Here is a 21,648-nt window from a genome sequence, read left to right as displayed (position 1 = left end):
CGATGCGCCTGTCTCCCATCAACCAGCGCCGCTGGGCCCGCTTCAAGAGCAACAAGCGTGGCTGGTGGTCGCTCTGGCTGTTCCTCATCCTGTTCGTCGGCAGCCTCGGCGCCGAACTGATCGCCAACGACAAACCGCTGGTCGTGCATTACGACGGCGGCTGGTATTTCCCGGTCTTCAAACGCTACCCGGAAACCACCTTCGGCGGCGAATTCCCCCTGGAAGCCAACTACAAGAGCCCCTACATCAGCCAACTGATCGCCGAGAAGGACGGCTGGGTGCTTTGGCCGCCGATCCCCTACAGCTACGACACCATCAACTACGAGCTGAAGGTTCCCGCCCCCGCCCCGCCGTCGGCGGAAAACTGGCTGGGCACCGACGACCAGGCCCGCGACGTGCTCGCCCGGGTGATCTACGGCTTCCGCGTGTCGATCCTCTTCGCCCTGACCCTGACCGTGCTCAGTTCTCTGATCGGCGTCACCGTCGGCGCCCTGCAAGGCTACTACGGCGGCTGGGTCGACCTGCTCGGCCAGCGTTTCCTGGAAGTCTGGTCGGGGCTGCCGGTGCTCTACCTGCTGATCATCCTGGCCAGCTTCGTCCAGCCGAACTTCTGGTGGCTGCTGGGCATCATGCTGCTGTTTTCCTGGATGAGCCTGGTGGACGTGGTCCGCGCCGAGTTCCTCCGCGGGCGCAACCTGGAATACGTCCGCGCCGCCCGGGCCCTCGGCATGCGCAACAGCGCCATCATGTTCCGTCACATCCTGCCGAACGCGATGATCTCGACCCTGACCTTCATGCCGTTCATCCTCACCGGCGCCATCGGCACCCTCACCTCCTTGGACTTCCTCGGCTTCGGCCTGCCGCCTGGCGCGCCGTCGCTGGGCGAGTTGGTCGCCCAGGGCAAGTCCAACCTCCAGGCACCCTGGCTGGGCATTTCCGCCTTCGTGGTGCTGGCGGTCATGCTGAGCCTGCTGGTGTTCATCGGCGAAGCCGCCCGCGACGCTTTCGACCCGAGGAAATGAGATGAGCGAGAACATTCTGGAAATCCGCGACCTCGCCGTCGAATTCCTCTCCGGCGAGCAACGCCAGCGGGTGGTCGAAGGCGTCAGCTTCGACATCCGCCAGGGCGAGACCCTGGCCCTGGTCGGCGAAAGCGGCTCGGGCAAGTCGGTGACCGCCCACTCGATCCTGCGCCTGCTGCCCTACTCCGTCGCCAGCCACCCAGCAGGCAGCATCCACTACCAGGGCGAGGATCTGCTCAAGCTCCCGGAACGGCGCCTGCGCGGGATCCGCGGCAACCGCATCGCCATGGTCTTCCAGGAACCCATGACCTCGCTCAATCCGCTGCATACCATCGAGAAGCAGCTCGCCGAGGTCCTCGCCCTGCACAAGGGCCTGGGTGGCGCCAAGGCCAGCGCGAGAATTCTCGAACTGCTCGAGCTGGTCGGCATCCCCGAGCCGGCCAAGCGCCTGAAAGCCTATCCACACGAACTCTCCGGCGGCCAGCGGCAGCGCGTGATGATCGCCATGGCCCTGGCCTGCGAGCCGCAACTGCTGATCGCCGACGAACCGACCACCGCGCTCGACGTCACCGTCCAGTTGAAGATCCTCGATCTGCTCAAGGACCTGCAGGCACGCCTGGGCATGTCCCTGCTGCTGATCACCCACGACCTCAACCTGGTCCGGCGCATCGCCCACCGCGTCTGCGTCATGCAACAAGGGCGGATCGTCGAGCAGGCTTCCTGCCAGGAACTCTTCGCAGCCCCGCGACACCCCTATACCCGCGAGCTGCTCAACGCCGAGCCCAGCGGTGCGCCGGCAAGCAACCCGCCGGGTGAAACCCTGTTGGCGGTGGACGACCTGCGGGTCTGGTTCCCGATCCGCAAAGGCGTGTTCCGCCGCACCGTGGACCACGTCAAGGCGGTCGACGGGGTCAATTTCGAACTACCCCGCGGGCAGACGCTGGGCATCGTTGGCGAAAGCGGCTCGGGCAAGTCGACCCTTGGCCTGGCGATCCTGCGGCTGCTGGAAAGCCAGGGCGGCATCCGCTTCGAAGGCACCCGGCTGGACGGTCTCGCGCAACATGACGTGCGCCCGCTGCGCCGCGAGATGCAGGTGGTGTTCCAGGACCCGTATGGCAGCCTCAGCCCACGCATGTGTGTCGGCGAGATCGTCGGCGAAGGCCTGCGCATCCATAGGATCGGCAGCGAGGCCGAACAGGAGCAGGCGATCATCGACGCGCTGGTGGAGGTCGGGCTCGATCCGCAGACCCGCTACCGTTACCCCCACGAATTCTCCGGCGGCCAGCGCCAGCGCATCGCCATCGCCCGGGCACTGGTGCTGAAACCGGCACTGATCCTGCTCGACGAACCGACCTCGGCGCTCGACCGCACCGTGCAGCGCCAGGTCGTGGAATTGCTGCGGCAACTGCAGGGCAAGTACAACCTCACCTACCTGTTCATCAGCCACGACCTGGCGGTGGTCAAGGCGCTCAGCCACCAGCTGATGGTGGTTCGACATGGCAAGGTGGTGGAACAGGGCAGCGCCGAAGCGGTTTTCGCCTCGCCGCAACATCCCTATACGCAGCAATTGCTGGAGGCTGCCTTCATGGCCCCGGCAAGCGCGGAAAACTGAGTAGCAGACAAGGAACGGACAATGGGATTTCTCACAGGAAAACGCGCCCTGATCGTCGGAGTCGCCAGCAAGCTCTCCATCGCTTCCGGCATCGCCGCCGCCATGCACCGGGAAGGCGCCGAACTGGCCTTCACCTACCAGAACGACAAGCTCAGGGGCCGGGTGGAGGAGTTCGCCAGTGGCTGGGGCTCGCGGCCGGAGCTGTGCTTCCCCTGTGACGTGGCCGACGACAGCCAGATCGAAGCGGTGTTCGCCGCCCTGGGCAAGCACTGGGACGGCCTGGACATCATCGTCCACTCCGTCGGATTCGCTCCAGGCGATCAGCTCGACGGCGACTTCACCGCGGTGACCACCCGCGAGGGCTTCCGCATCGCCCACGACATCAGCGCCTACAGCTTCATCGCCCTGGCCAAGGCCGGACGGGAAATGATGAAGGGCCGCAACGGCAGCCTGCTGACCCTCTCCTACCTGGGCGCCGAACGGACCATGCCGAACTACAACGTAATGGGCATGGCCAAGGCCAGCCTGGAGGCCGGGGTCCGCTACCTGGCCGGCAGCCTGGGCGCGGAAGGCACCCGGGTCAATGCGGTTTCCGCCGGGCCGATCCGAACGCTCGCCGCCTCCGGGATCAAGAGTTTCCGCAAGATGCTGGCCGCCAACGAGCGGCAGACGCCGCTGCGGCGCAACGTCACCATCGAGGAAGTCGGCAATGCCGGCGCCTTCCTCTGTTCAGACCTGGCCAGCGGTATCAGTGGCGAGATCCTCTACGTCGATGGCGGCTTCAACACTACCGCCATGGGCCCGCTGGACGACGACTGATCACCCCGCCCATGAAAAATGGCCGCTTCGAGCGGCCATTTTTCATGGGAGGAATAAAGAAAAGGCCGCGTAAGCGGCCTTTTCTCTGCATCTCGGTCTCAGTATTTCTCGACTTCCGCCTTGTCCTGCAACTGACGGCGGAAGGCGGCGAAGTCTGCCTGTCCGCTGCGCGAAGCCAGGAAGCGGCGGTACATGGCCTTCTCGTCGTCGGAGATAGCCTCCTCCGGCTCGCTGACGCCATTCAGGCGGATCACCACGTAATCGCCATTGGCCAGGGTCACGCCAGAGAGCGAAGGCTTGTCCTTGGCCTCCGGACGCTGCATGCGGAACACCGCCTGGAGCAGTTTCGGATCGACGCCTTCCTGGCCGCGGGAGGCCGCCTCGACCACTTTCCACGACTCACCCGCTGCGGAAGAGGTACGGCCTTCACGCAGCTCTGCGATCAGGGCCTCGCCACGCTTCTGCGCCTCCTCGGCGGCCTTTTCGGCGGCCAGGCGCTCGCGGATGTTCGCCGCGACCTGCTCCAGCGGTTGCTCCTTCGGCTTGTTGTGTTCCTTGACCCGCAGCACCACCACGGTGTCCGGATCCAGCTCGATGGCGCCACTGTTGGCGGCTTCTTCCAGCACCTCGGCGCTGAACGCGGTCTGCACGATCTGGCGGTTGGCAGCGATGCCGTCGCCCCCCGAACGTCCGAACGGCTGGCTGGTCTGGACCTTCAGGCCCATTTCCTGCGCGGGCTGGCTCAGGTCGGCGGCTTCGTAGGCGGAGCTTTCCAAGTCCTTGGTAGCCTCGACGAAGCGCTGCTCGACCATCTGTTTCTTCAGTTCGTCCTCGAGCTTCGGCTTGAGGCTTTCCAGGCTCGGTACTTCCGGCGCCTGCACGCCCAGCAGCTTGATCAGGTGGTAGCCGTACGGAGTCTTCACCGGGGCGGATACCTCACCTTGCTTCAGCGCATACAGCGCCTCCTCGAACGCGGGGTCGTACACGCCGCGGCCGGCGTAGCCCAGGTCGCCGCCGGTGGCGGCCGAGCCGATATCCTGGGAGAACTCCTTGGCCAGCGCGGCGAAATCCTCGCCCTTGGCCAGGCGAGCCTTGATCTCGTCGATCTTCGCCTTGGCCTGCTCGTCGCCGACCTTGTCGTTCACCTCGATCAGGATGTGGGCGGCATCGCGCTGCTCGGAGAGGTTGGCGATTTCCTTCTGGTACAACGCCTCGAGGTCTTCCTGCTTCACCTTGACCTGGTCGAAGAAGGAGGACTTCTTCAATTCCACGTATTCGACGACCACCTGCTCGGGAGTCATGAACTCGCTCTTGTGGCCTTCGTAGAAGGCCTTCACCTCGTCCTCGCTCACGCTGCTCTTGGACGCGTCGGCCTTGATCGCCAGGGTGGCGAAGTCGCGGGTCTGCTTCTCGAGGCGAGCGAAGGACTGCAATTCGTTGTCGGTGACGAAACCGGTGCCCGCCAGGCCGGCGCGAAGCTGGCCGATGAGCATTTCCTGGCCGAGCATCTGGCGGAACTGCATGCGGCTGTAGTTCATCTGGCGGATGACCTGGTCGAAGCGATCCGCGTTGAACTTGCCGTCGACCTGGAACTCGGGAGTTTGCAGGATCAACTGGTCCAGCGCCTGGTCGGAGAAGGCGAACTTGTCGTCCTTGGCGGCCTGGAGCAGCAGGGTACGCTCGATCAGCCCCTTCAGGGCCGCTTCCTTGAGCAGCTTGTCATCCAGCATGGATGGATCGAAATCCTTGCCCAGGCGTTGCAGCAGCTGGCGACGCTGCATGTCCACGGCCTGTTGGACTTCATTGAGACTGATATCGTCGCCGTTGACCTTGGCGGCCACGTTGGAGTGGTCGGTGGCCCGGATGATCGCGTCGAAGCCGGTCAGCGACAGGAGAACGATGATCACGCCAATGATGGTCTTGGCGATCCAGCCCTGGGAATTATCCCTGATGTTCTGCAGCATGCAGCCCCCAAAAACTGCCACGACCAGCCGTCTTGGGCGGCGCGGCGTGGGTAAGAGATGCGGATATAAGAAAGGCGCATCCGAGGATGCGCCTTCTCGTAACTGGCGGAGCGGACGGGACTCGAACCCGCGACCCCCGGCGTGACAGGCCGGTATTCTAACCGACTGAACTACCGCTCCGCAGCCAGGCCAGCCTTGGCCGACCTGGGTAGAACGAGTCCCAAAAGACGCTTAGTTGACAGCATCCTTCAGGGCTTTACCGGCTTTGAAACCCGGGATCTTGGCAGCGGCGATCTTGATCGGCTTGCCAGTTTGCGGGTTGCGACCGGTGCGAGCAGCGCGCTCTTTGACAGCGAAGGTGCCGAAACCAACCAGCACGACGGAGTCACCAGCCTTCAGGGCGCCAGTGACGGACTCGATCACTGCGTCCAGTGCGCGACCGGCAACAGCTTTCGGGATATCAGCAGATGCGGCAATTGCATCGATCAGTTCCGACTTGTTCACTCTAAGTCCCCTTATTTCTGTTGAGTATGTTTCTATGTGTTAGGTGTAAGGAAATTCTGCGCTGGTAGGCCAACTGACTCAGCAAGTGCCGCTTTATAACAAGGGCCCAAAAACAGTGTCAAGAATACCTACCGACTAATGCGTGCTAATTCGCTCCTTGGAATCAGGCTCGCGTTTTTCATCCTTTGCAACCATCTCCGGAGCCGCATCGGGCAAGGGCTCCGGGGCGTATTGCAGCGCAATTTGCAGGACTTCGTCAATCCATTTAACCGGTTTAATAACCAGATCACTCTTAATATTGTCCGGAATTTCCTTCAGGTCGCGAACATTTTCCTCGGGAATGATCACCGTCTTGATCCCGCCGCGGTGCGCCGCCAAAAGTTTTTCTTTCAGCCCGCCGATCGCCAGCACCTGCCCACGCAGGGTGATCTCCCCGGTCATTGCCACGTCGGCGCGCACCGGGATCTGCGTGATCGCCGAAACCAGCGCCGTGCACATGCCGATACCTGCGCTCGGGCCATCCTTCGGCGTAGCGCCTTCCGGAACGTGGATATGGATGTCGCGCTTCTCGTGGAAGTCCGCCGCGATTCCTAGGCTCTGGGCGCGGCTGCGCACCACGGTCAACGCCGCGGTGATCGATTCCGCCATCACGTCGCCCAGCGATCCGGTCTTGGTCAACTGGCCCTTGCCGGGTACCACGGCCGCCTCGATGGTAAGCAGCTCGCCGCCGACCTGGGTCCAGGCCAGCCCGGTCACCTGGCCGATCTGGTCCTGCTGTTCGGCGAGGCCATAACGGAACTTGCGCACGCCGAGGTAGTTCTCCAGCGTCTCGCTGGACACCACCGCCTGGATACGCTTGAGCTTGGCATGCTCCTTCACCGCCTTGCGGCAGACCTTGGCGATCTGCCGCTCGAGGCTGCGCACCCCGGCTTCGCGGGTGTAGTAGCGAATGATGTCGCGCAGGGCGCCTTCCTCGAAGGTCAGCTCGCCCTTCTTCAGGCCGTTGGCCTGGACCTGCTTCGGAATCAGGTACTTGGCGGCGATATTGACCTTCTCGTCCTCGGTGTAGCCCGGCAGGCGGATGACTTCCATCCGATCCAGCAGGGGCGCCGGGATGTTCATCGAGTTCGCGGTGCAGAGGAACATCACGTCGGACAGGTCGTAGTCGACTTCCAGGTAGTGATCGTTGAAGTTGTGGTTCTGCTCCGGGTCGAGCACCTCGAGCAGCGCCGAGGCGGGATCCCCGCGCATGTCGCTGCCCATCTTGTCGATTTCGTCGAGGAGGAACAGCGGGTTGCGCACGCCGACCTTGGTCATCTTCTGGATCAGGCGGCCCGGCATGGAGCCGATATAGGTACGACGGTGACCGCGGATCTCGGCCTCGTCACGCACGCCGCCGAGCGCCATGCGCACGAACTTGCGATTGGTGGCGCGGGCGATGGATTCGGCCAGGGAGGTCTTGCCCACGCCGGGCGGTCCCACCAGGCAAAGGACCGGGCCCTTGAGCTTCTTCACCCGCTTTTGCACGGCGAGATACTCGAGAATGCGCTCCTTGACCTCTTCCAGGCCATAATGGTCGGCATCGAGGATGTCTTCCGCCTTGGCGAGATCATGGCGCACCTTGCTCTCGGCCTTCCACGGCACGTTCAGCAGCCAGTCTATGTAGGAACGCACCACGGTGGCTTCCGCCGACATCGGCGACATCTGCTTGAGCTTGTTCAGCTCGGCAGTGGCCTTGGTGTGCGCCTCCTTGGTCAGGCCGGCAGCGTCGATGCGCTTCTTCAGCTCCTCGACTTCGTTGTGCCCTTCGTCGATATCGCCGAGTTCCTTCTGAATGGCCTTCATCTGCTCATTCAGGTAGTACTCGCGCTGGCTGCGCTCCATCTGCTTCTTGACCCGGCCGCGGATACGCTTTTCCACCTGCAGCAGGTCGATCTCGGCATCCAGCAGCGCCAGGACATGCTCGACCCGCGACGACAGGTCGGTGATCTCCAGGATGTCCTGCTTCTGCTCGATCTTCAGCGCCATGTGCGCGGCCATGGTATCGACCAGCCTGCTCGGCTCGTCGATGCTGTTCAGCGAGGAAAGCACCTCGGCGGGGACTTTCTTGCCCAACTGGACGTATTGCTCGAACTGGCTCAGCAGGCTGCGAGTGAAGACCTCGGCCTCGCGCTCGCCGACATTGGCGTCGTCGATGGCCTGGACCGCGGCACGAATGTGCCCTTCTTCCTCGATGAAGCGCTCGACCTGGCCGCGCTGCTCGCCTTCGACCAGCACCTTGACGGTGCCATCCGGCAGCTTGAGCAACTGCAGCACGGTAGCGACCGTACCCATGCGGTACAGGCCATCTTCGCCCGGATCATCGTCCGCGGGGTTTTTCTGCGCCAGCAGGAGGATTTGCTTGTCGCCGGTCATCGCTGCCTCCAGGGCCTCGATGGACTTTTCCCGACCGACGAACAACGGGATGACCATGTGCGGGTACACCACCACGTCACGTAGCGGCAGCAAGGGCAATTCGACGAGTGTTTTCATAATGTCGGCTCTACAGCGGCACTTGGCCACGAAACAGATAGGAAGACCTTTCAGCCTAAGATGGGGTTAGGCCCGGGAAAAAACAAGCGTGCCAGTCGGAAAAGAAAAGGGGCCCGAAGGCCCCTGCTCTTTCATGCCTCAGGCGCAGCCTTGGCTGGCTTTTCGCTGTTCTCGTAGATCATCAGGGGTTGCGACGAGCCATCGATGACACTCTCATCGATGACCACCTTGCTGACATCCTGCTGGGAGGGAATCTCGTACATGGTATCGAGAAGGATACCTTCGAGAATTGAACGCAAGCCACGTGCACCGGTCTTGCGTTCGAGCGCCTTGCGGGCAACCGCCTTGAGTGCGTCCGGACGGAATTCGAGATCGACGCCTTCCATTTCGAACAGCTTGGCGTACTGCTTGGTGAGAGCGTTCTTCGGCTCGGTCAGGATCTGCATGAGCGCAGCCTCGTCGAGCTCATCAAGAGTCGCGATCACCGGCAAACGCCCTACAAACTCGGGAATAAGACCGAACTTGACGAGATCTTCCGGTTCGACTTCCTTGAACGCCTCGCCGACCTTCTTGCCCATCTCCTGACTGCGCACTTCGGCATTGAAACCGATGCCGCCGCGCGCGGAACGGTTCTGGATGACCCGCTCCAGACCGGCGAAAGCGCCGCCGCAGATGAACAGGATGTTGCGCGTATCGACCTGCAGGAACTCCTGCTGCGGATGCTTGCGACCGCCCTGCGGCGGTACCGAGGCAACGGTACCCTCGATGAGCTTCAGCAGGGCCTGCTGCACACCCTCGCCGGAGACGTCGCGAGTGATGGAGGGGTTGTCCGATTTCCGGGAAATCTTGTCGATCTCGTCGATGTAGACGATGCCCATCTGGGCCTTCTCCACATCGTAATCGCACTTCTGCAAGAGTTTCTGGATGATGTTCTCGACATCCTCGCCCACGTAGCCCGCTTCCGTCAGCGTGGTCGCATCGGCGATGGTGAACGGCACGTTCAGTAGACGTGCGAGGGTCTCGGCCAGCAGGGTCTTGCCCGAGCCGGTTGGGCCGATCATCAGAATGTTGCTCTTGCCGAGCTCGATATCGTCCTTCTTGTCACGCTGGTTGAGGCGCTTGTAGTGGTTGTATACCGCTACCGCCAGAACCTTCTTGGCCCGCTCCTGCCCGATCACGTACTGATCGAGGATGGTGCGGATCTCTTTCGGCGCCGGAAGTTTGTGCCCACTACTTTCCGCCTGCGCTTCCTGCACCTCCTCGCGGATGATGTCATTGCACAGGTCGACACACTCGTCGCAGATAAAGACCGAGGGGCCGGCAATCAACTTGCGCACTTCGTGCTGGCTCTTGCCGCAGAAGGAGCAATACAGCAGCTTGCCGTTGTCCTCGCCGTTGCGGGTATCAGTCATTCGATCGATCCAATGGGTAGCTTCAAACACAAGATGAAGGCAATTGTGGGCATTTTCAAGCCCACGAGGCGGCCGAATGTCTCGACCGCCAGTATTGCGGAGCCTTAGACGGCCAGGTCGCGCTGGGTCATGACCTTGTCGATCAGGCCATACTTGACGGCTTCGTCACCGCTCATGAAGCGGTCACGATCGGTATCGCGGGCAATGACGTCCAGGGGCTGGCCGGTGTGGTGCGCCAGGATCTGGTTCAGACGCTCCTTGATGAAGAGGATTTCCTTGGCATGGATCTCGATATCCGAGGCCTGGCCCTGGAAACCGCCCAGCGGCTGGTGGATCATCATCCGCGAATGCGGCAGGCAGTAGCGCTTGCCGGCGGCACCGCCCGCAAGCAGCAGGGCACCCATGCTGCACGCCTGGCCGATACAGGTGGTCGAGACGTTGGGCTTGATGAACTGCATGGTGTCGTAGATGGACATCCCGGCAGTCACCGAACCACCCGGCGAGTTGATGTAGAGATGAATGTCCTTCTCGGGATTTTCAGCCTCCAGGAACAGCAACTGGGCAACCACCAGGTTGGCCATGTAGTCCTCGACCTGGCCGACCAGGAAGATGATCCGCTCCTTCAGCAGGCGCGAATAGATGTCGTAGGCGCGCTCGCCGCGGGCGGACTGCTCCACCACCATGGGCACCAGGCCACCGGCGGCCTGGATATCGGGAACGTGCGGAATAAAAGAGTTGCGAGACATGTCTTGCGATCACTCCCTAACAGATAGTGAAGCCTCAAAGACGCACAAGCCAGCACTAAGGCTGGCTTGTGGGATTCGAACGAGAGGAACGAATCAGGCCGCTTGCGGAGCTTCGGCCGGCTTGACCGCTTCTTCGTAGGATACCTGCTTATCGGTCACAGTGGCCTTTTGCAGGACAGTATCTACGACTTGTTCTTCCAGTACAACAGAACGGACTTCGTTCAGCTGGGGCTCGTTCTTGAAGTACCAGGCGACGACCTGCTCGGGCTCCTGGTAGGCCGAGGCCATTTCCTCGATCATTTCGCGAACGCGACCTTCGTCGGCCTTCAGCTCGTGCTGCTTGACCACTTCGGCGACGATCAGGCCCAGCACCACACGGCGCTTGGCCTGCTCTTCGAACAGCTCGGCCGGCAGTTGGTCAGGCTTGATGTTGCCGCCGAACTGCTGGACGGCCTGCACGCGCAGACGGTTCACTTCGTTGCCGATCAGGGCCTTGGGCACTTCGATCGGGTTGGCCTGCAGCAGACCTTCCATGACCTGGTTCTTGACCTTGGACTTGATCGCCTGGCGCAGCTCGCGCTCCATGTTCTTCTGCACTTCGGCGCGGAAGCCATCGAGACCGGTTTCCTTCACGCCGAACAGAGCGAAGAACTCTTCGTTCAGTTCCGGCAGCTTGGGCTCGGCTACGCTATTGACGGTAACGGTGAACTCGGCAGCCTTGTTGGCCAGGTCCAGGTTCTGGTAGTCCTCGGGGAAGGTCAGGTTGAGCACACGCTCTTCACCGGCCTTCGCCCCCACCAGCCCTTCTTCGAAGCCGGCGATCATGCGACCGGAGCCCAGTACCAGCAGGGTGCCCTTGGCGGAACCGCCGGCGAAGGCTTCGCCGTCGATCTTGCCGACGAAGTCGATGTTCAACTGGTCATCGTTCTGGGCGGCACGCTCGACCACTTCGAAACGGGTGTTCTGCTTGCGCAGGACATCGAGCATGTTGTCGACATCAGCATCGGAAACTTCGGCCTGCAGGCGCTCGACCTTGATGTCTTCCAGGCCGGAAACGGTAAATTCCGGGAAGACTTCGAAGGTTGCGATGTATTCCAGGTCCTTGCCTTTCTCGAAGGACTTGGGCTCTACCGACGGCGAACCGGCCGGATTCAGCTTCTGCTCGACCACGGCTTCGTAGAAGGTTTCCTGGATCAGATCGCCCATGGCTTCCTGGCGCGCGGAAGCTTCGTAGCGCTGACGAATGACACTCATCGGCACCTTGCCGGGGCGGAAACCTGGAATCTTGGCACGACGGGCGGTCTGCTGCAGACGCTTGTTGACTTCGGTCTCGATACGCTCGGCAGGCACACCAACGGTCATGCGGCGCTCAAGAGCGGAAGTGCTTTCAACAGAAACTTGCATGGATATTCCTCGTTGCACAGACGTAAGCCGGTCCTTCCGGCTCCCAGAATCAAGGGCATGCATTCTAGTAGAGGGAAAAGCAGAAGTCACCCCGCCAGGGTGCAGGCGGATCCCCGGGGTGTTTCCGGCCGCTTCCGCCGATCGCAGCCCGATCTCGAACGAGTCGCTGGAGCTTCGCCGGAAGCGGGCGCATATAATGCCAGCCGATTCCGCTCCGACCGATGAAACCCTATGGACTGCCCTACCCTCAGCAAGGTATTGCTCGTCGAAGACGACCAGAAGCTCGCCCGCCTGATCGCCAGTTTCCTTTCCCAGCATGGTTTCGAAGTGCGCCAGGTGCATCGCGGTGATGCCGCGTTCGCCGCCTTCCTCGACTTCAAACCGCAAGTGGTGGTTCTCGACCTCATGCTCCCCGGACAGAATGGTCTGCAGGTGTGCCGGGAGATCCGCCGGGTCGCGAACCTGCCGATCCTCATACTCACCGCCCAGGAGGACGATCTCGATCACATCCTCGGCCTGGAGTCCGGCGCCGACGACTACGTGATCAAGCCGATCGAGCCACCGGTGCTGCTCGCCCGCCTGCGCGCCCTGATGCGCCGGCACGCGCCCCTTCCCGCCTCCCCGGAAAGCCTGACATTCGGCAAGCTGAACATCGACCGACGGCGGCGCGAAGCGGAACTCGAAGGCCTCGGCATCGAACTGACCACGATGGAGTTCGAGCTGCTCTGGCTGCTGGCCAGCCAGGCAGGGGAAATACTCTCCCGCGACGAGATCCTCAACCAGATCCGCGGCATCGGCTTCGACGGCCTGAACCGCAGCGTCGACGTCTGCATCAGCAAGCTGCGCAATAAACTGAAGGACAATCCGCGCGAGCCGGTCCGGATCAAGACCGTCTGGGGCAAGGGCTACCTGTTCAACCCGCTGGGCTGGGAGCTCTGAATGCTGCGCCTGTTCCTGCGCCTCTACCTGCTACTGGCCCTGGGGTTCGCCGCCGCGATCTTCGTGGTCGACCATGTCATCGACGCGTTCTACGACAGCATCGTCGAGAACTATCACCGCGACGCCGTTCGCGGCCAGGCCTATTCGCTGGTGGAAAAGCTGGCCCCGCTGGACCAGGCCGGACGCCAGCGACAGCTCGAAGACTGGCGTCCCCACTACGGGCTCGAGCTGAGCCTGACGGATGCCAGGCAGGCGAAGCTGACGCAGGAAGAGCAGGCCCTCCTCGACAAGAACCTGCTGGTGGTACGCGAGGACTTCACGGAATTCATCAGCCGCATCGACGCGGGCCCGCAGCTGCTCGACATCAAGCTGCCGCCGGAACCCTCGCTGACCCCACTATTCACCGTGCTGGCCTACATCCTGCTCGGCGTGCTGGTCGGCATCGCCCTGCTGGTATGGGTCCGCCCGCACTGGCGCGACCTCGAGACCCTGCGCCTGGCCGCGCAACGCTTCGGCGACGGCGACCTGTCATCGCGCACGCGCATTTTCCGACGCTCCGACATCCGCACCCTGGCCCAGCACTTCAACCAGATGGCCGACCGCATCGAAAGCCTGATCAGCAACCAGCGTGAACTGACCAACGCGGTATCCCACGAATTGCGCACGCCGATCTCCCGCCTGTCCTTCGAACTCGAGCAATTGAACAAGCAGGTCGACGCCGAAGTACGCCACGACCTGATAGAGGACATGCGCGCCGATCTCGGCGAACTGGAGGAAATGGTCTCCGAACTGCTGACCTACGCCCGCCTGGAGCACGGCAACGTCGGGAGCCACCGGGAAATCGTCGACGCCGCGAGCTGGCTGGATAGCGTCGTCGCCGACGTCGCCCTGGAAGCCGAAGCCGCCGGAGTCACCTGCGAGATCAGCGCCTGCCAGGTCGAACAGATCCGCATCGAGCCTCGCTTCATGGCGCGCGCAGTGATCAACCTGCTGCGCAACGCCATTCGCCACGCACACTCGCGCGTCGAAATCGCCCTCCTCGATCAAGGCGACAGCTGTCAGATACGGGTCAACGACGACGGCCCCGGGATACCGGCGGACGCCCGGCAGAAGATCTTCGAACCCTTTTCGCGCCTGGACGACAGCCGCGATCGCAGCACCGGCGGCTTCGGCCTGGGCCTGGCGATCGTCCGCCGGGTCGCGCAATGGCACGGCGGCTATGCGGAAGCGCTGGAAACGCCGCAAGGAGGCGCCTCCTTCCGCCTGACCTGGGAGCGACCCCGTTGACAGCGGAGGCTTAACAATCTTTCACAGATTGCTGACAAAGCCGTAAGGACTGCCAGCCAGGCCAGCCCTAGCATGGGACACCTCGCCTTTCCGCCAGGTGTTCCATGTTTCGTGCAATGCATCTTTCCCTTCTCGGCTGCCTGCTCGGCACCAGCGGCTGCCACGGACTGCCGCCCGCCCCGCCAGCGCCGAGCGCCGCTGTGGGCAACTACGGCGAGGTCATCGACTATCTGCAACGCCACATCCGCCGGGAAATGGAAAGGCAGGACGTGCCCGGCCTGGCCCTGGCATTGGTCGACGACCAGCAACTGGTCTGGGCCCGCGGTTTCGGCTATGCCGACCGACAGCACAGGATCAACGCCAGCGAGCACACCGCATTCCACGCCGGCGACCTGTCCAAGCTACTGATCGCCAGCGCGACCCTGCAACTGGCCGAACGCGGCCAACTCTCTCTCGACGCCCCGCTCCAGGACACCTTGCGCGAGTTCTACGTACGCTCACGCTTCCATGCCGACCAGAGCGAGGCGGATCGCGCGATCACTTTCCGCCGGCTGCTCAGCCACCAGTCCGGCCTTCCTGGCGAACACCTGCCGCCCCTGTTCGGCGAACGCCCGAGCTCACTCGGCCAACTGCCGGCGAAAGTATCCGGCGTCTGGCTGAGCAATCCGCCGGGAACCCAGGTCGCCTATTCCAACCTTGGCTACGAGCTGGTCGGCGCGGCTATCGAGCGCAACACCGGAAAGCACTTCGAGCAGCACATGCGGGAGCACCTGCTGGACCCTTTGCAGATGACTCGCTCCAGCTTCGCCAGGAACGCCCTGCCCCAGGCGCAACGCGCCCACGGCTACAGCGGCGGCGGCGGCGGTCGCCCCGGCTCCGCCGCCGCCAGCGACCTCCCGGTCAACGACCTGTGGAGCAGCCCGGTCGACCTCAGCCGCTTCGTCCGCATGCTGTTCGCCAACGGGCGCCACAAGGAGCGCCAGCTTCTCCGGAAACACTCCGTCGAGGAGATGTTCCGCCAGCAGAACGCCGGCAATGCCCTGGACTTCGACTGCCAGGTGGGCCTGGCCTGGTTCCTCAGCCCGTGCGGCTCCGCGCCGCTGGAAGGAGGCATCCGTCACTATGAGTACGCCAGCGCCACCCGAGGATTCAGCGCCCATCTGATTCTGCTGCCGGAACAGCGCCTCGCCGCCATTGTCATGAGCAACGCCGATGACAGCGGGTCGCTTACTGCCTCCCTGGCCCGGCAAGCGGCGTCGCTCATGCTGCAGGTCAAACAGGGCGCTCGTCGCCCCGCCGTACAGCCCACCCCCGCGCGCGCCCCCGCACTGAAGGTGCCGAGCCCGGAGGACCGGCGACAGCTATACGGTCGCTACGCAACCCGCCAAGGCCAGATTCGCCTGTACGAGCGCAGGGGTCGCCTGTACGCGGATTTCGGCGAACAACGCGTGGAACTGTTGCGCGACACCTCGGGCTGGCTGCAGATGAGAAAAAGACTGCTGGGGTTCTGGCCTGTCGGCGTGGACAGCGCCGGACAGTTGCAACTGGACGTGGTCAGCTACGGCCAACGCCGAATCCTGGTGTCCCGCCGCCACGACCAGACCGCCTACCTCGGCGAGCGCATCGAGCCGACATCCCTGCCCCAGGCCTGGACCGAAGCCGTCGGCACCTACCGCGTCGCCAGCACGGGCCGGCACAGCTACCTGAACGGCCTGAGCATCAGGATCGAAGACGGCTTCCTGCTGGTGCGCGGGCAAGCCGGAGGAACCCGCTCCGGCGAGTTCATCCTGCAACCCATCGACAGCGCACACGCCGTCCTGGCCGGCAGCGGCCAGGGCCTGGGAGACACCTTCAGTCGCGACTTCGACGGTCTGAACGCGCTCGGCTACCGCTTCGCCCAGCAAGACACCAAGGCACGTCCCTGGCTGCAACGGAAGGAGTCCCCATGAGAAGCCCCTCCCTGTGCCTCGCCGGCACGCTCGCCAGCCTCTGCTCCGCCGCTGTCGCCGAAGAGTGGCATGACAGCATCGGCCCGAGCGCCCTGGTGGAATACCGTTTCTGAAACACACCGAGAGAGAATACGAACATGTTCACCGCCTTCGCCTTCCGCGGCCGCCAACCTTATACCGTTCGCCGGAACACAGCCCAGGGCGCGACCTTGCGCCCGAAACTGGCGAACCGGCCGGATGCGCCGACTTCCGCCGGGAAGTCCTGAACTGCGGAGCGTCTACGGCCTCATTGGCAACGGATCACGCCGCTGGCGATTTCGTCGTCGATGGAGCGCAGCGCATCGGCATCCTGGTGCATCTGCTCGATCACCTCGAGCAGGCGCTGCGCCAGCTTCGGATCGTTCGCCCGCTCGACGGCGCGCATGACCTCGACCGCAGCCGATTCATGATTGTTCGCCATCTGCTTGAGAGCCTTGCGCAAGCGCTGCTCGGTCCATTTCATCGACATGTCGCTTCACCCAGACTGCATATACGGACCCGCCAGGAACGACAGGCTCGCTTAAGAGCGCCGGACCCGGAACAAGTTCAACCTGCCGTCGCGCCCATGAGGGCGGATTGGGTACCGGAAAGGCAAGCGGAGAAGAGATCGTGAAGCGCAAACGAAAACGCCAGGCACAAGGCCTGGCGCTTCGAAATATGGGGTGGACGATGGGAATCGAACCCACGACACCAGGAGCCACAATCCTGTGCTCTACCAACTGAGCTACGCCCACCATATCGTGAATCGTGCCGGACGTTCCGGCTTCAACCGCAGCGGCCGGACAAGCCGAGCCTGAAGGTGGTGCGGACGGAGAGACTCGAACTCTCACGCCTTGCGGCGCTGGAACCTAAATCCAGTGTGTCTACCAATTCCACCACGTCCGCGGGACACTGCTTGGAAATGAAAACGCCAGGCCCCGGGCCTGGCGCTTCGGAATATGGGGTGGACGATGGGAATCGAACCCACGACACCAGGAGCCACAATCCTGTGCTCTACCAACTGAGCTACGCCCACCATATTACGACTTGCGGTAAAACATCGCCTGCTTCTTGCCGATTCGCCGAATGGCGCACCCGGCAGGACTCGAACCTGCGACCATCCGCTTAGAAGGCGGATGCTCTATCCAGCTGAGCTACGGGCGCTTTATTCATCTGCATTCAATGCTGAGCGCAAACTTTAAGCTCTGGCAATCACAAAGTCAGCAACCGACTTGCTTTACCTCTTACCCTGCGTCCGGCTGTGCTCGGCAAGCGGGGCGCATGTTATACAGGGGGCGAAAGGCCGTCAACGGGTTTTTTAAAAAAATTCAGCTATATAAAGGAGTTACGGCAAATCCGCGGGTCGCCTCCTTTGCCCCGGGCGGCGTCCATGCGAAAATGCGCGTCCTTTTTCCACCCGATTCGATGGTTACCCTTCCGACATGACCGCACAACTGATCGACGGCAAAGCGATCGCCGCCAACCTTCGCCAGCAGATAGCCCAACGCGTGACCGAGCGCCGCCAGCAAGGCCTGCGCGTTCCCGGCCTGGCGGTGATCCTGGTCGGCACCGATCCGGCCTCTCAGGTCTATGTGGCGCACAAGCGCAAGGACTGCGAGGAAGTCGGCTTTCTCTCCCAGGCCTACGATCTTCCCGCCGAAACCAGCCAGGACGACCTGCTGGCCCTGATCGACCGCCTGAACGACGACCCCGCCATCGACGGTATCCTGGTCCAGCTACCCCTGCCCGCCCACCTGGACGCCTCCCTGCTGCTGGAGCGCATCCACCCGGACAAGGACGTGGACGGTTTCCATCCCTACAACATCGGCCGCCTGGCCCAGCGCATGCCCCTGCTGCGCCCCTGCACCCCGAAAGGCATCATGACCCTGCTCGCCAGCACCGGCGCCGACCTGTACGGCATGGATGCGGTCGTGGTCGGCGCCTCGAACATCGTCGGCCGGCCCATGGCTCTGGAGTTGCTGCTGGGTGGCTGCACCGTCACCGTGACCCACCGCTTCACCCGCGACCTGGCCGACCATGTGTCGCGCGCCGACCTGGTGGTGGTCGCTGCCGGCAAGCCGGGACTGGTCAAGGGCGAGTGGATCAAGGAAGGCGCCATCGTCATCGACGTCGGCATCAACCGCCAGGCCGACGGCCGCCTGGTCGGCGACGTGGAATACGAAGTGGCAGCGCAACGCGCCAGCTGGATCACCCCGGTGCCGGGCGGCGTCGGGCCGATGACCCGCGCCTGCCTGCTGGAAAATACCCTGCACGCCGCCGAACACCTGCACGACTGAGGTCGCCGGTAATGAAAAGCCCCGCGTTCGCGGGGCTTTTCATTTATCGCTGCGGGTTCAGTCGGCCAGGCGCCAGGTAGTGCCGCCCTTGCCATCCTCCAGCACGACGCCCATGGCGGTGAGCCGATCGCGAATCCGGTCGGACTCCGCCCAGTTCTTCGCCGCCCGCGCCTCCAGGCGCGCCTGGATCAGCGCCTCGACCTCGGCCGCATCGACCTTGCCCTCGGCGCCCGCCTGCAGGAAGGCTTCCGGCTCCAGTTGCAGCACCCCCAGCAGGCCAGCCAACTGCTTCAGGCGCGCGGCCAGCGCGGCCGCCGCCGACAGGTCGCTTTCGCGCAGACGATTGACCTCCCGCGCCAGCTCGAACAGCACCGAGCAGGCACCCGCGGTATTGAAGTCGTCGTCCATCGCCGCGGCGAAGCGCTCGACATACTCCGCCGCTTCCGCCGGCGCCGCCTCGGGCAGCCCCTTGAGCGCGTTGTAGAAACGGTCCAGGGCCGCCTTGGCCTCGCGCAGGTTCTCCTCCGAGTAGTTGATCGGACTGCGGTAATGGCTGGCGATCAGCAGGTAACGCACCACTTCGGGGTGATATTTCTCCAGCACTTCGCGGATGGTGAAGAAATTGCCCAGCGACTTGGACATCTTCTCGCCGTTGATGGTAATCATCCCGCAGTGCAGCCAGGACTTGGCGTAGGGCTTGCCAGTCGCGGCCTCGCTCTGGGCGATCTCGTTCTCGTGGTGAGGGAACTCCAGGTCGTTGCCACCGCCATGGATGTCGAAGGAATCGCCCAGGCAGCAGGTGGACATCACCGAGCATTCGATGTGCCAGCCCGGGCGCCCCTCGCCCCAGGGCGACGACCAGCTCGGCTCGCCCGGCTTGGCGCCCTTCCAGAGCACGAAATCGAGCGGATCCTCCTTCGCTTCGCCCGGTTCGATCCGCGCACCGATGCGCAGGTCCTCGACCCGCCGCCGCGACAACTTGCCGTAGCCAGCGAACTTGCCGACCCGGTAGTACACGTCCCCGTTGCCCGGCGCGTAGGCATAGCCCTTGTCGATCAGGGTCTGGATCATCGCGTGCATGCCGGCGATGTGATCGGTGGCGCGTGGCTCCTGGTCCGGCTTGAGGATGTTCAGCCGGGCCTCGTCCTCGTGCATCGCCGCGATCATGCGCTCGGTCAGCACATCGAACGGCTCGCCGTTCTCGTTGGCGCGATTGATGATCTTGTCATCGATATCGGTGATGTTGCGCACGTACGTCAGGTCGTAGCCACGGTGGCGCAACCAGCGGGTGATCACGTCGAACGCCACCATGCTGCGGCCGTGGCCCAGATGGCAGTAGTCGTACACGGTCATGCCGCACACGTACATGCGTACCTGGTTGCCGACCAGCGGCGTGAAGACTTCTTTGGTCTTGCTCAGCGTGTTGTAGATCTGCAGCACGGTCTTTCCTCAGCCCTGTCCCCAGGAGTCACGCAGGGTGACGGTACGGTTGAACACCGGCTTGCCCGGCCTGGAGTCCTTCAGGTCGGCGACGAAATAGCCTTCGCGCTCGAACTGGAAGCGATCCTCCGGGTTCGCCTGGCCCAGCGACGGCTCGGCGCGACAGCCGGCCAGTACCTGCAGGGAGTCGGCGTTGATGTTGTCGAGGAAGCTGCCGCCCTCTTCCGCCTTCTCCGGATTGGCCGAGCGGAACAGCCGATCGTACAGGCGCACTTCGCACTCGACGCTGCCCTCGGCCGGCACCCAGTGGATCACGCCCTTGACCTTGCGGCCTTCCGGGTTCTTGCCCAGGGTGTCCGGATCGTAGCTGCAGCGCAGTTCGACGATATTGCCGTCGGCATCCTTGATCGCTTCGTCGGCACGGATCACGTAGCTGCCGCGCAGACGCACCTCGCCACCGGGGATCAGGCGCTTGTAGCCGGCCGGCGGGACTTCCTCGAAGTCACCGGCATCGATGAACAGCTCGCGACCGAACGGCAGTACGCGCACTCCCATGTCTTCCTTCGGATGACGCGGCAACTCGAGGTTCTCCACCTGCCCTTCGGGGTAGTTGGTGATCACCACCTTGAGCGGTTTCAGCACGCACATGGCACGCGGCGCGGTGGCGTCCAGGTGGTCGCGGATGCTGAACTCGAGCATGCCGATGTCGACCACGCCGCTGGCACGGTTCACCCCGATCATCTCGCAGAAGTTGCGGATCGACTCCGGGGTGTAGCCGCGGCGGCGATAGCCGGACAGGGTCGACATGCGCGGATCGTCCCAGCCGCTGACATGGCCTTCGTCGACCAATTGCTTGAGCTTGCGCTTGCTGGTCACGGTGTAGTTCAGGTTGAGCCGGGAGAATTCGTACTGGCGCGGTTGCGCAGGTACCGGCAGGTTGGCCAGGAACCACTCGTAGAGCGGACGATGGTCTTCGAATTCCAGGGTGCAGATCGAATGGGTGATGCCCTCGATGGCGTCCGACTGACCGTGGGTGAAGTCGTAGCTCGGGTAGATGCACCACTTGTCGCCGGTCTGGTGGTGATGCGCATGGCGGATGCGGTACAGGATCGGATCGCGCAGGTTCATGTTCGGCGAACCCATGTCGATCTTCGCCCGCAGCGAACGGGCGCCGTCGGGGAACTCACCGGCCTTCATGCGGGCGAACAGGTCGAGGTTCTCCTCCACCGAACGGTCACGGTAAGGGCTGTTGCGGCCCGGCTCGGTGAGGGTGCCGCGGTATTCGCGCATTTCCTCGGGACCGAGGTCGCAGACGAACGCCTTGCCGGCCTTGATCAGCTCGATGGCCCAGGCATGCAACTGGTCGAAATAGTTGGAGGCATAGCAGACCTCGCCGGACCACTGGAAGCCCAGCCACTTGATGTCGGCCTCGATGGCATCGATGTACTCCTGGTCTTCCTTGGCCGGGTTGGTGTCATCGAAGCGCAGATGGCAATCGCCAGCGAATTCCTGGGCCAGGCCGAAGTTCAGGCAGATCGACTTGGCGTGGCCGATGTGCAGGTAACCGTTGGGCTCCGGGGGGAAACGGGTGACGATCTTCGCGTGCTTGCCGGCATCCAGGTCGGCTTGAACGATCTGGCGCAGGAAGTTCGGGGCGGCGGTGGTCTCTGGCTTGCTCATGGGATCCTTGGTCATGCTCTCGC

General features: G+C 63.2%; 16 protein-coding genes and 5 tRNA genes. 7 read left to right on the top strand and 14 right to left on the bottom strand.

The genetic code is table 11. The annotated features are described in order from the left end of the window. Positions 1–2: 2 nt before the first annotated feature. The 3 genes from FHW81_RS23245 to fabI are packed head-to-tail and all read left to right on the top strand — an operon-like array spanning position 3 to position 3,453. Positions 3–1,022 carry an ABC transporter permease gene (locus FHW81_RS23245; protein WP_003087942.1) on the top strand — a complete coding sequence of 340 codons (1,020 nt, stop codon included), beginning with the start codon at positions 3–5 and terminating at the stop codon, positions 1,020–1,022. Position 1,023: 1 nt separating this feature from the next. Further along, positions 1,024–2,634 carry an ABC transporter ATP-binding protein gene (locus FHW81_RS23240; protein WP_003087940.1) on the top strand — a complete coding sequence of 537 codons (1,611 nt, stop codon included), beginning with the start codon at positions 1,024–1,026 and terminating at the stop codon, positions 2,632–2,634. 21 nt (positions 2,635–2,655) lie between these two features. Next, a complete protein-coding gene (gene fabI / locus FHW81_RS23235; RefSeq protein WP_003087936.1) occupies positions 2,656–3,453 on the top strand; it encodes an enoyl-ACP reductase FabI in 798 nt (265 codons plus the stop codon). Positions 3,454–3,551: 98 nt separating this feature from the next. On the opposite strand, the gene FHW81_RS23230 is transcribed toward fabI, so the two are convergent. The 7 genes from FHW81_RS23230 to tig all read right to left on the bottom strand — a co-directional run bounded on the left by FHW81_RS23230 (position 3,552) and on the right by tig (position 12,015). Continuing rightward, positions 3,552–5,417 (bottom strand): SurA N-terminal domain-containing protein, encoded by a 1,866-nt coding sequence (locus FHW81_RS23230; RefSeq protein ID WP_003120291.1) that lies wholly within the window; start codon positions 5,415–5,417, stop codon positions 3,552–3,554. 103 nt (positions 5,418–5,520) lie between these two features. Next, positions 5,521–5,597, bottom strand: a tRNA-Asp gene (locus FHW81_RS23225). A 51-nt stretch (positions 5,598–5,648) separates the two neighbouring features. Next, the gene (hupB, locus tag FHW81_RS23220) at positions 5,649–5,921 is read right to left on the bottom strand and encodes a nucleoid-associated protein HU-beta (protein WP_003087931.1); all 273 of its coding nucleotides are present in this window, start codon (positions 5,919–5,921) and stop codon (positions 5,649–5,651) included. A gap of 135 nt (positions 5,922–6,056) precedes the next feature. Next, positions 6,057–8,453, bottom strand: a complete 2,397-nt coding sequence (gene lon, locus FHW81_RS23215) for an endopeptidase La (protein ID WP_003087926.1) — start codon at positions 8,451–8,453, stop codon at positions 6,057–6,059. Positions 8,454–8,584: 131 nt separating this feature from the next. Next, positions 8,585–9,865 (bottom strand): ATP-dependent Clp protease ATP-binding subunit ClpX, encoded by a 1,281-nt coding sequence (gene clpX / locus FHW81_RS23210; RefSeq protein ID WP_003087924.1) that lies wholly within the window; start codon positions 9,863–9,865, stop codon positions 8,585–8,587. Between the two features lie 104 nt (positions 9,866–9,969). Then, positions 9,970–10,611 carry an ATP-dependent Clp endopeptidase proteolytic subunit ClpP gene (clpP, locus tag FHW81_RS23205; RefSeq protein ID WP_003098129.1) on the bottom strand — a complete coding sequence of 214 codons (642 nt, stop codon included), beginning with the start codon at positions 10,609–10,611 and terminating at the stop codon, positions 9,970–9,972. Between the two features lie 93 nt (positions 10,612–10,704). After that, positions 10,705–12,015, bottom strand: coding sequence for a trigger factor (tig, locus tag FHW81_RS23200; RefSeq protein ID WP_003087920.1), 1,311 nt, complete (start codon positions 12,013–12,015; stop codon positions 10,705–10,707). Between the two features lie 231 nt (positions 12,016–12,246). Here tig and parR point away from each other — a divergent pair, with 231 nt between their 5' ends. The 3 genes from parR (at position 12,247) to FHW81_RS23185 (ending at position 16,190) form a co-directional block, all read left to right on the top strand. After that, positions 12,247–12,954, top strand: coding sequence for a response regulator transcription factor ParR (parR, locus tag FHW81_RS23195; protein ID WP_003098126.1), 708 nt, complete (start codon positions 12,247–12,249; stop codon positions 12,952–12,954). Beyond that, a complete protein-coding gene (gene parS, locus FHW81_RS23190; protein ID WP_003087912.1) occupies positions 12,955–14,241 on the top strand; it encodes a sensor histidine kinase ParS in 1,287 nt (428 codons plus the stop codon). It begins immediately after the preceding gene. Between the two features lie 104 nt (positions 14,242–14,345). After that, on the top strand, positions 14,346–16,190 hold the full coding sequence (locus tag FHW81_RS23185) for a serine hydrolase domain-containing protein (RefSeq protein ID WP_034054383.1): 1,845 nt from the start codon (positions 14,346–14,348) through the stop codon (positions 16,188–16,190). A gap of 286 nt (positions 16,191–16,476) precedes the next feature. Here the strand turns inward: FHW81_RS23185 and FHW81_RS23180 are convergent, their stop codons facing one another. The 5 genes from FHW81_RS23180 to FHW81_RS23160 all read right to left on the bottom strand — a co-directional run bounded on the left by FHW81_RS23180 (position 16,477) and on the right by FHW81_RS23160 (position 17,372). Next, positions 16,477–16,698, bottom strand: a complete 222-nt coding sequence (locus FHW81_RS23180; RefSeq protein ID WP_003087901.1) for a hypothetical protein — start codon at positions 16,696–16,698, stop codon at positions 16,477–16,479. A 189-nt stretch (positions 16,699–16,887) separates the two neighbouring features. Next, positions 16,888–16,963 (bottom strand) — tRNA-His (locus FHW81_RS23175). A 66-nt stretch (positions 16,964–17,029) separates the two neighbouring features. Beyond that, positions 17,030–17,114: transfer RNA gene (locus FHW81_RS23170), tRNA-Leu, on the bottom strand. A gap of 54 nt (positions 17,115–17,168) precedes the next feature. Next, positions 17,169–17,244, bottom strand: a tRNA-His gene (locus tag FHW81_RS23165). Positions 17,245–17,295: 51 nt separating this feature from the next. Then, positions 17,296–17,372 (bottom strand) — tRNA-Arg (locus tag FHW81_RS23160). A 278-nt stretch (positions 17,373–17,650) separates the two neighbouring features. On the opposite strand from FHW81_RS23160, the gene folD reads away from it, so the two are divergent. Continuing rightward, positions 17,651–18,505 (top strand): bifunctional methylenetetrahydrofolate dehydrogenase/methenyltetrahydrofolate cyclohydrolase FolD, encoded by an 855-nt coding sequence (gene folD, locus FHW81_RS23155; protein WP_003087898.1) that lies wholly within the window; start codon positions 17,651–17,653, stop codon positions 18,503–18,505. Positions 18,506–18,562: 57 nt separating this feature from the next. On the opposite strand, the gene cysS is transcribed toward folD, so the two are convergent. Both cysS and FHW81_RS23145 read right to left on the bottom strand, forming a co-directional pair. Further along, positions 18,563–19,945 carry a cysteine--tRNA ligase gene (gene cysS, locus FHW81_RS23150; RefSeq protein WP_003120296.1) on the bottom strand — a complete coding sequence of 461 codons (1,383 nt, stop codon included), beginning with the start codon at positions 19,943–19,945 and terminating at the stop codon, positions 18,563–18,565. Between the two features lie 9 nt (positions 19,946–19,954). Then, complete coding sequence (locus tag FHW81_RS23145) at positions 19,955–21,625, bottom strand: glutamine--tRNA ligase/YqeY domain fusion protein (RefSeq protein WP_003098032.1); 1,671 nt, start codon at positions 21,623–21,625, stop codon at positions 19,955–19,957. Between the last annotated feature and the right edge of the window lie 23 nt (positions 21,626–21,648).

Source organism: Pseudomonas sp. RC10-4-2 (genome assembly GCF_050433085.1).
Lineage (GTDB): Bacteria > Pseudomonadota > Gammaproteobacteria > Pseudomonadales > Pseudomonadaceae > Pseudomonas > Pseudomonas aeruginosa.
Note: the sequence above shows the minus strand (reverse complement) of the source record. Positions and strands in the feature narration are given on the sequence as shown.

Excerpts from the sequence above, each read along its gene's own strand:
- FHW81_RS23245 (WP_003087942.1), top strand. The coding sequence starts at position 3 with ATGCGCCTGTCTCCCATCAACCAGCGCCGCTGGGCCCGCTTCAAGAGC.
- FHW81_RS23230 (WP_003120291.1), bottom strand. The coding sequence starts at position 5,417 with ATGCTGCAGAACATCAGGGATAATTCCCAGGGCTGGATCGCCAAGACC.
- parS (WP_003087912.1), top strand. The coding sequence starts at position 12,955 with ATGCTGCGCCTGTTCCTGCGCCTCTACCTGCTACTGGCCCTGGGGTTC.
- FHW81_RS23185 (WP_034054383.1), top strand. The coding sequence starts at position 14,346 with ATGTTTCGTGCAATGCATCTTTCCCTTCTCGGCTGCCTGCTCGGCACC.
- tig (WP_003087920.1), bottom strand. The coding sequence starts at position 12,015 with ATGCAAGTTTCTGTTGAAAGCACTTCCGCTCTTGAGCGCCGCATGACC.
- folD (WP_003087898.1), top strand. The coding sequence starts at position 17,651 with ATGACCGCACAACTGATCGACGGCAAAGCGATCGCCGCCAACCTTCGC.
- FHW81_RS23240 (WP_003087940.1), top strand. The coding sequence starts at position 1,024 with ATGAGCGAGAACATTCTGGAAATCCGCGACCTCGCCGTCGAATTCCTC.
- clpP (WP_003098129.1), bottom strand. The coding sequence starts at position 10,611 with ATGTCTCGCAACTCTTTTATTCCGCACGTTCCCGATATCCAGGCCGCC.
- clpX (WP_003087924.1), bottom strand. The coding sequence starts at position 9,865 with ATGACTGATACCCGCAACGGCGAGGACAACGGCAAGCTGCTGTATTGC.
- fabI (WP_003087936.1), top strand. The coding sequence starts at position 2,656 with ATGGGATTTCTCACAGGAAAACGCGCCCTGATCGTCGGAGTCGCCAGC.
- lon (WP_003087926.1), bottom strand. The coding sequence starts at position 8,453 with ATGAAAACACTCGTCGAATTGCCCTTGCTGCCGCTACGTGACGTGGTG.
- parR (WP_003098126.1), top strand. The coding sequence starts at position 12,247 with ATGGACTGCCCTACCCTCAGCAAGGTATTGCTCGTCGAAGACGACCAG.
- FHW81_RS23180 (WP_003087901.1), bottom strand. The coding sequence starts at position 16,698 with ATGTCGATGAAATGGACCGAGCAGCGCTTGCGCAAGGCTCTCAAGCAG.
- FHW81_RS23145 (WP_003098032.1), bottom strand. The coding sequence starts at position 21,625 with ATGAGCAAGCCAGAGACCACCGCCGCCCCGAACTTCCTGCGCCAGATC.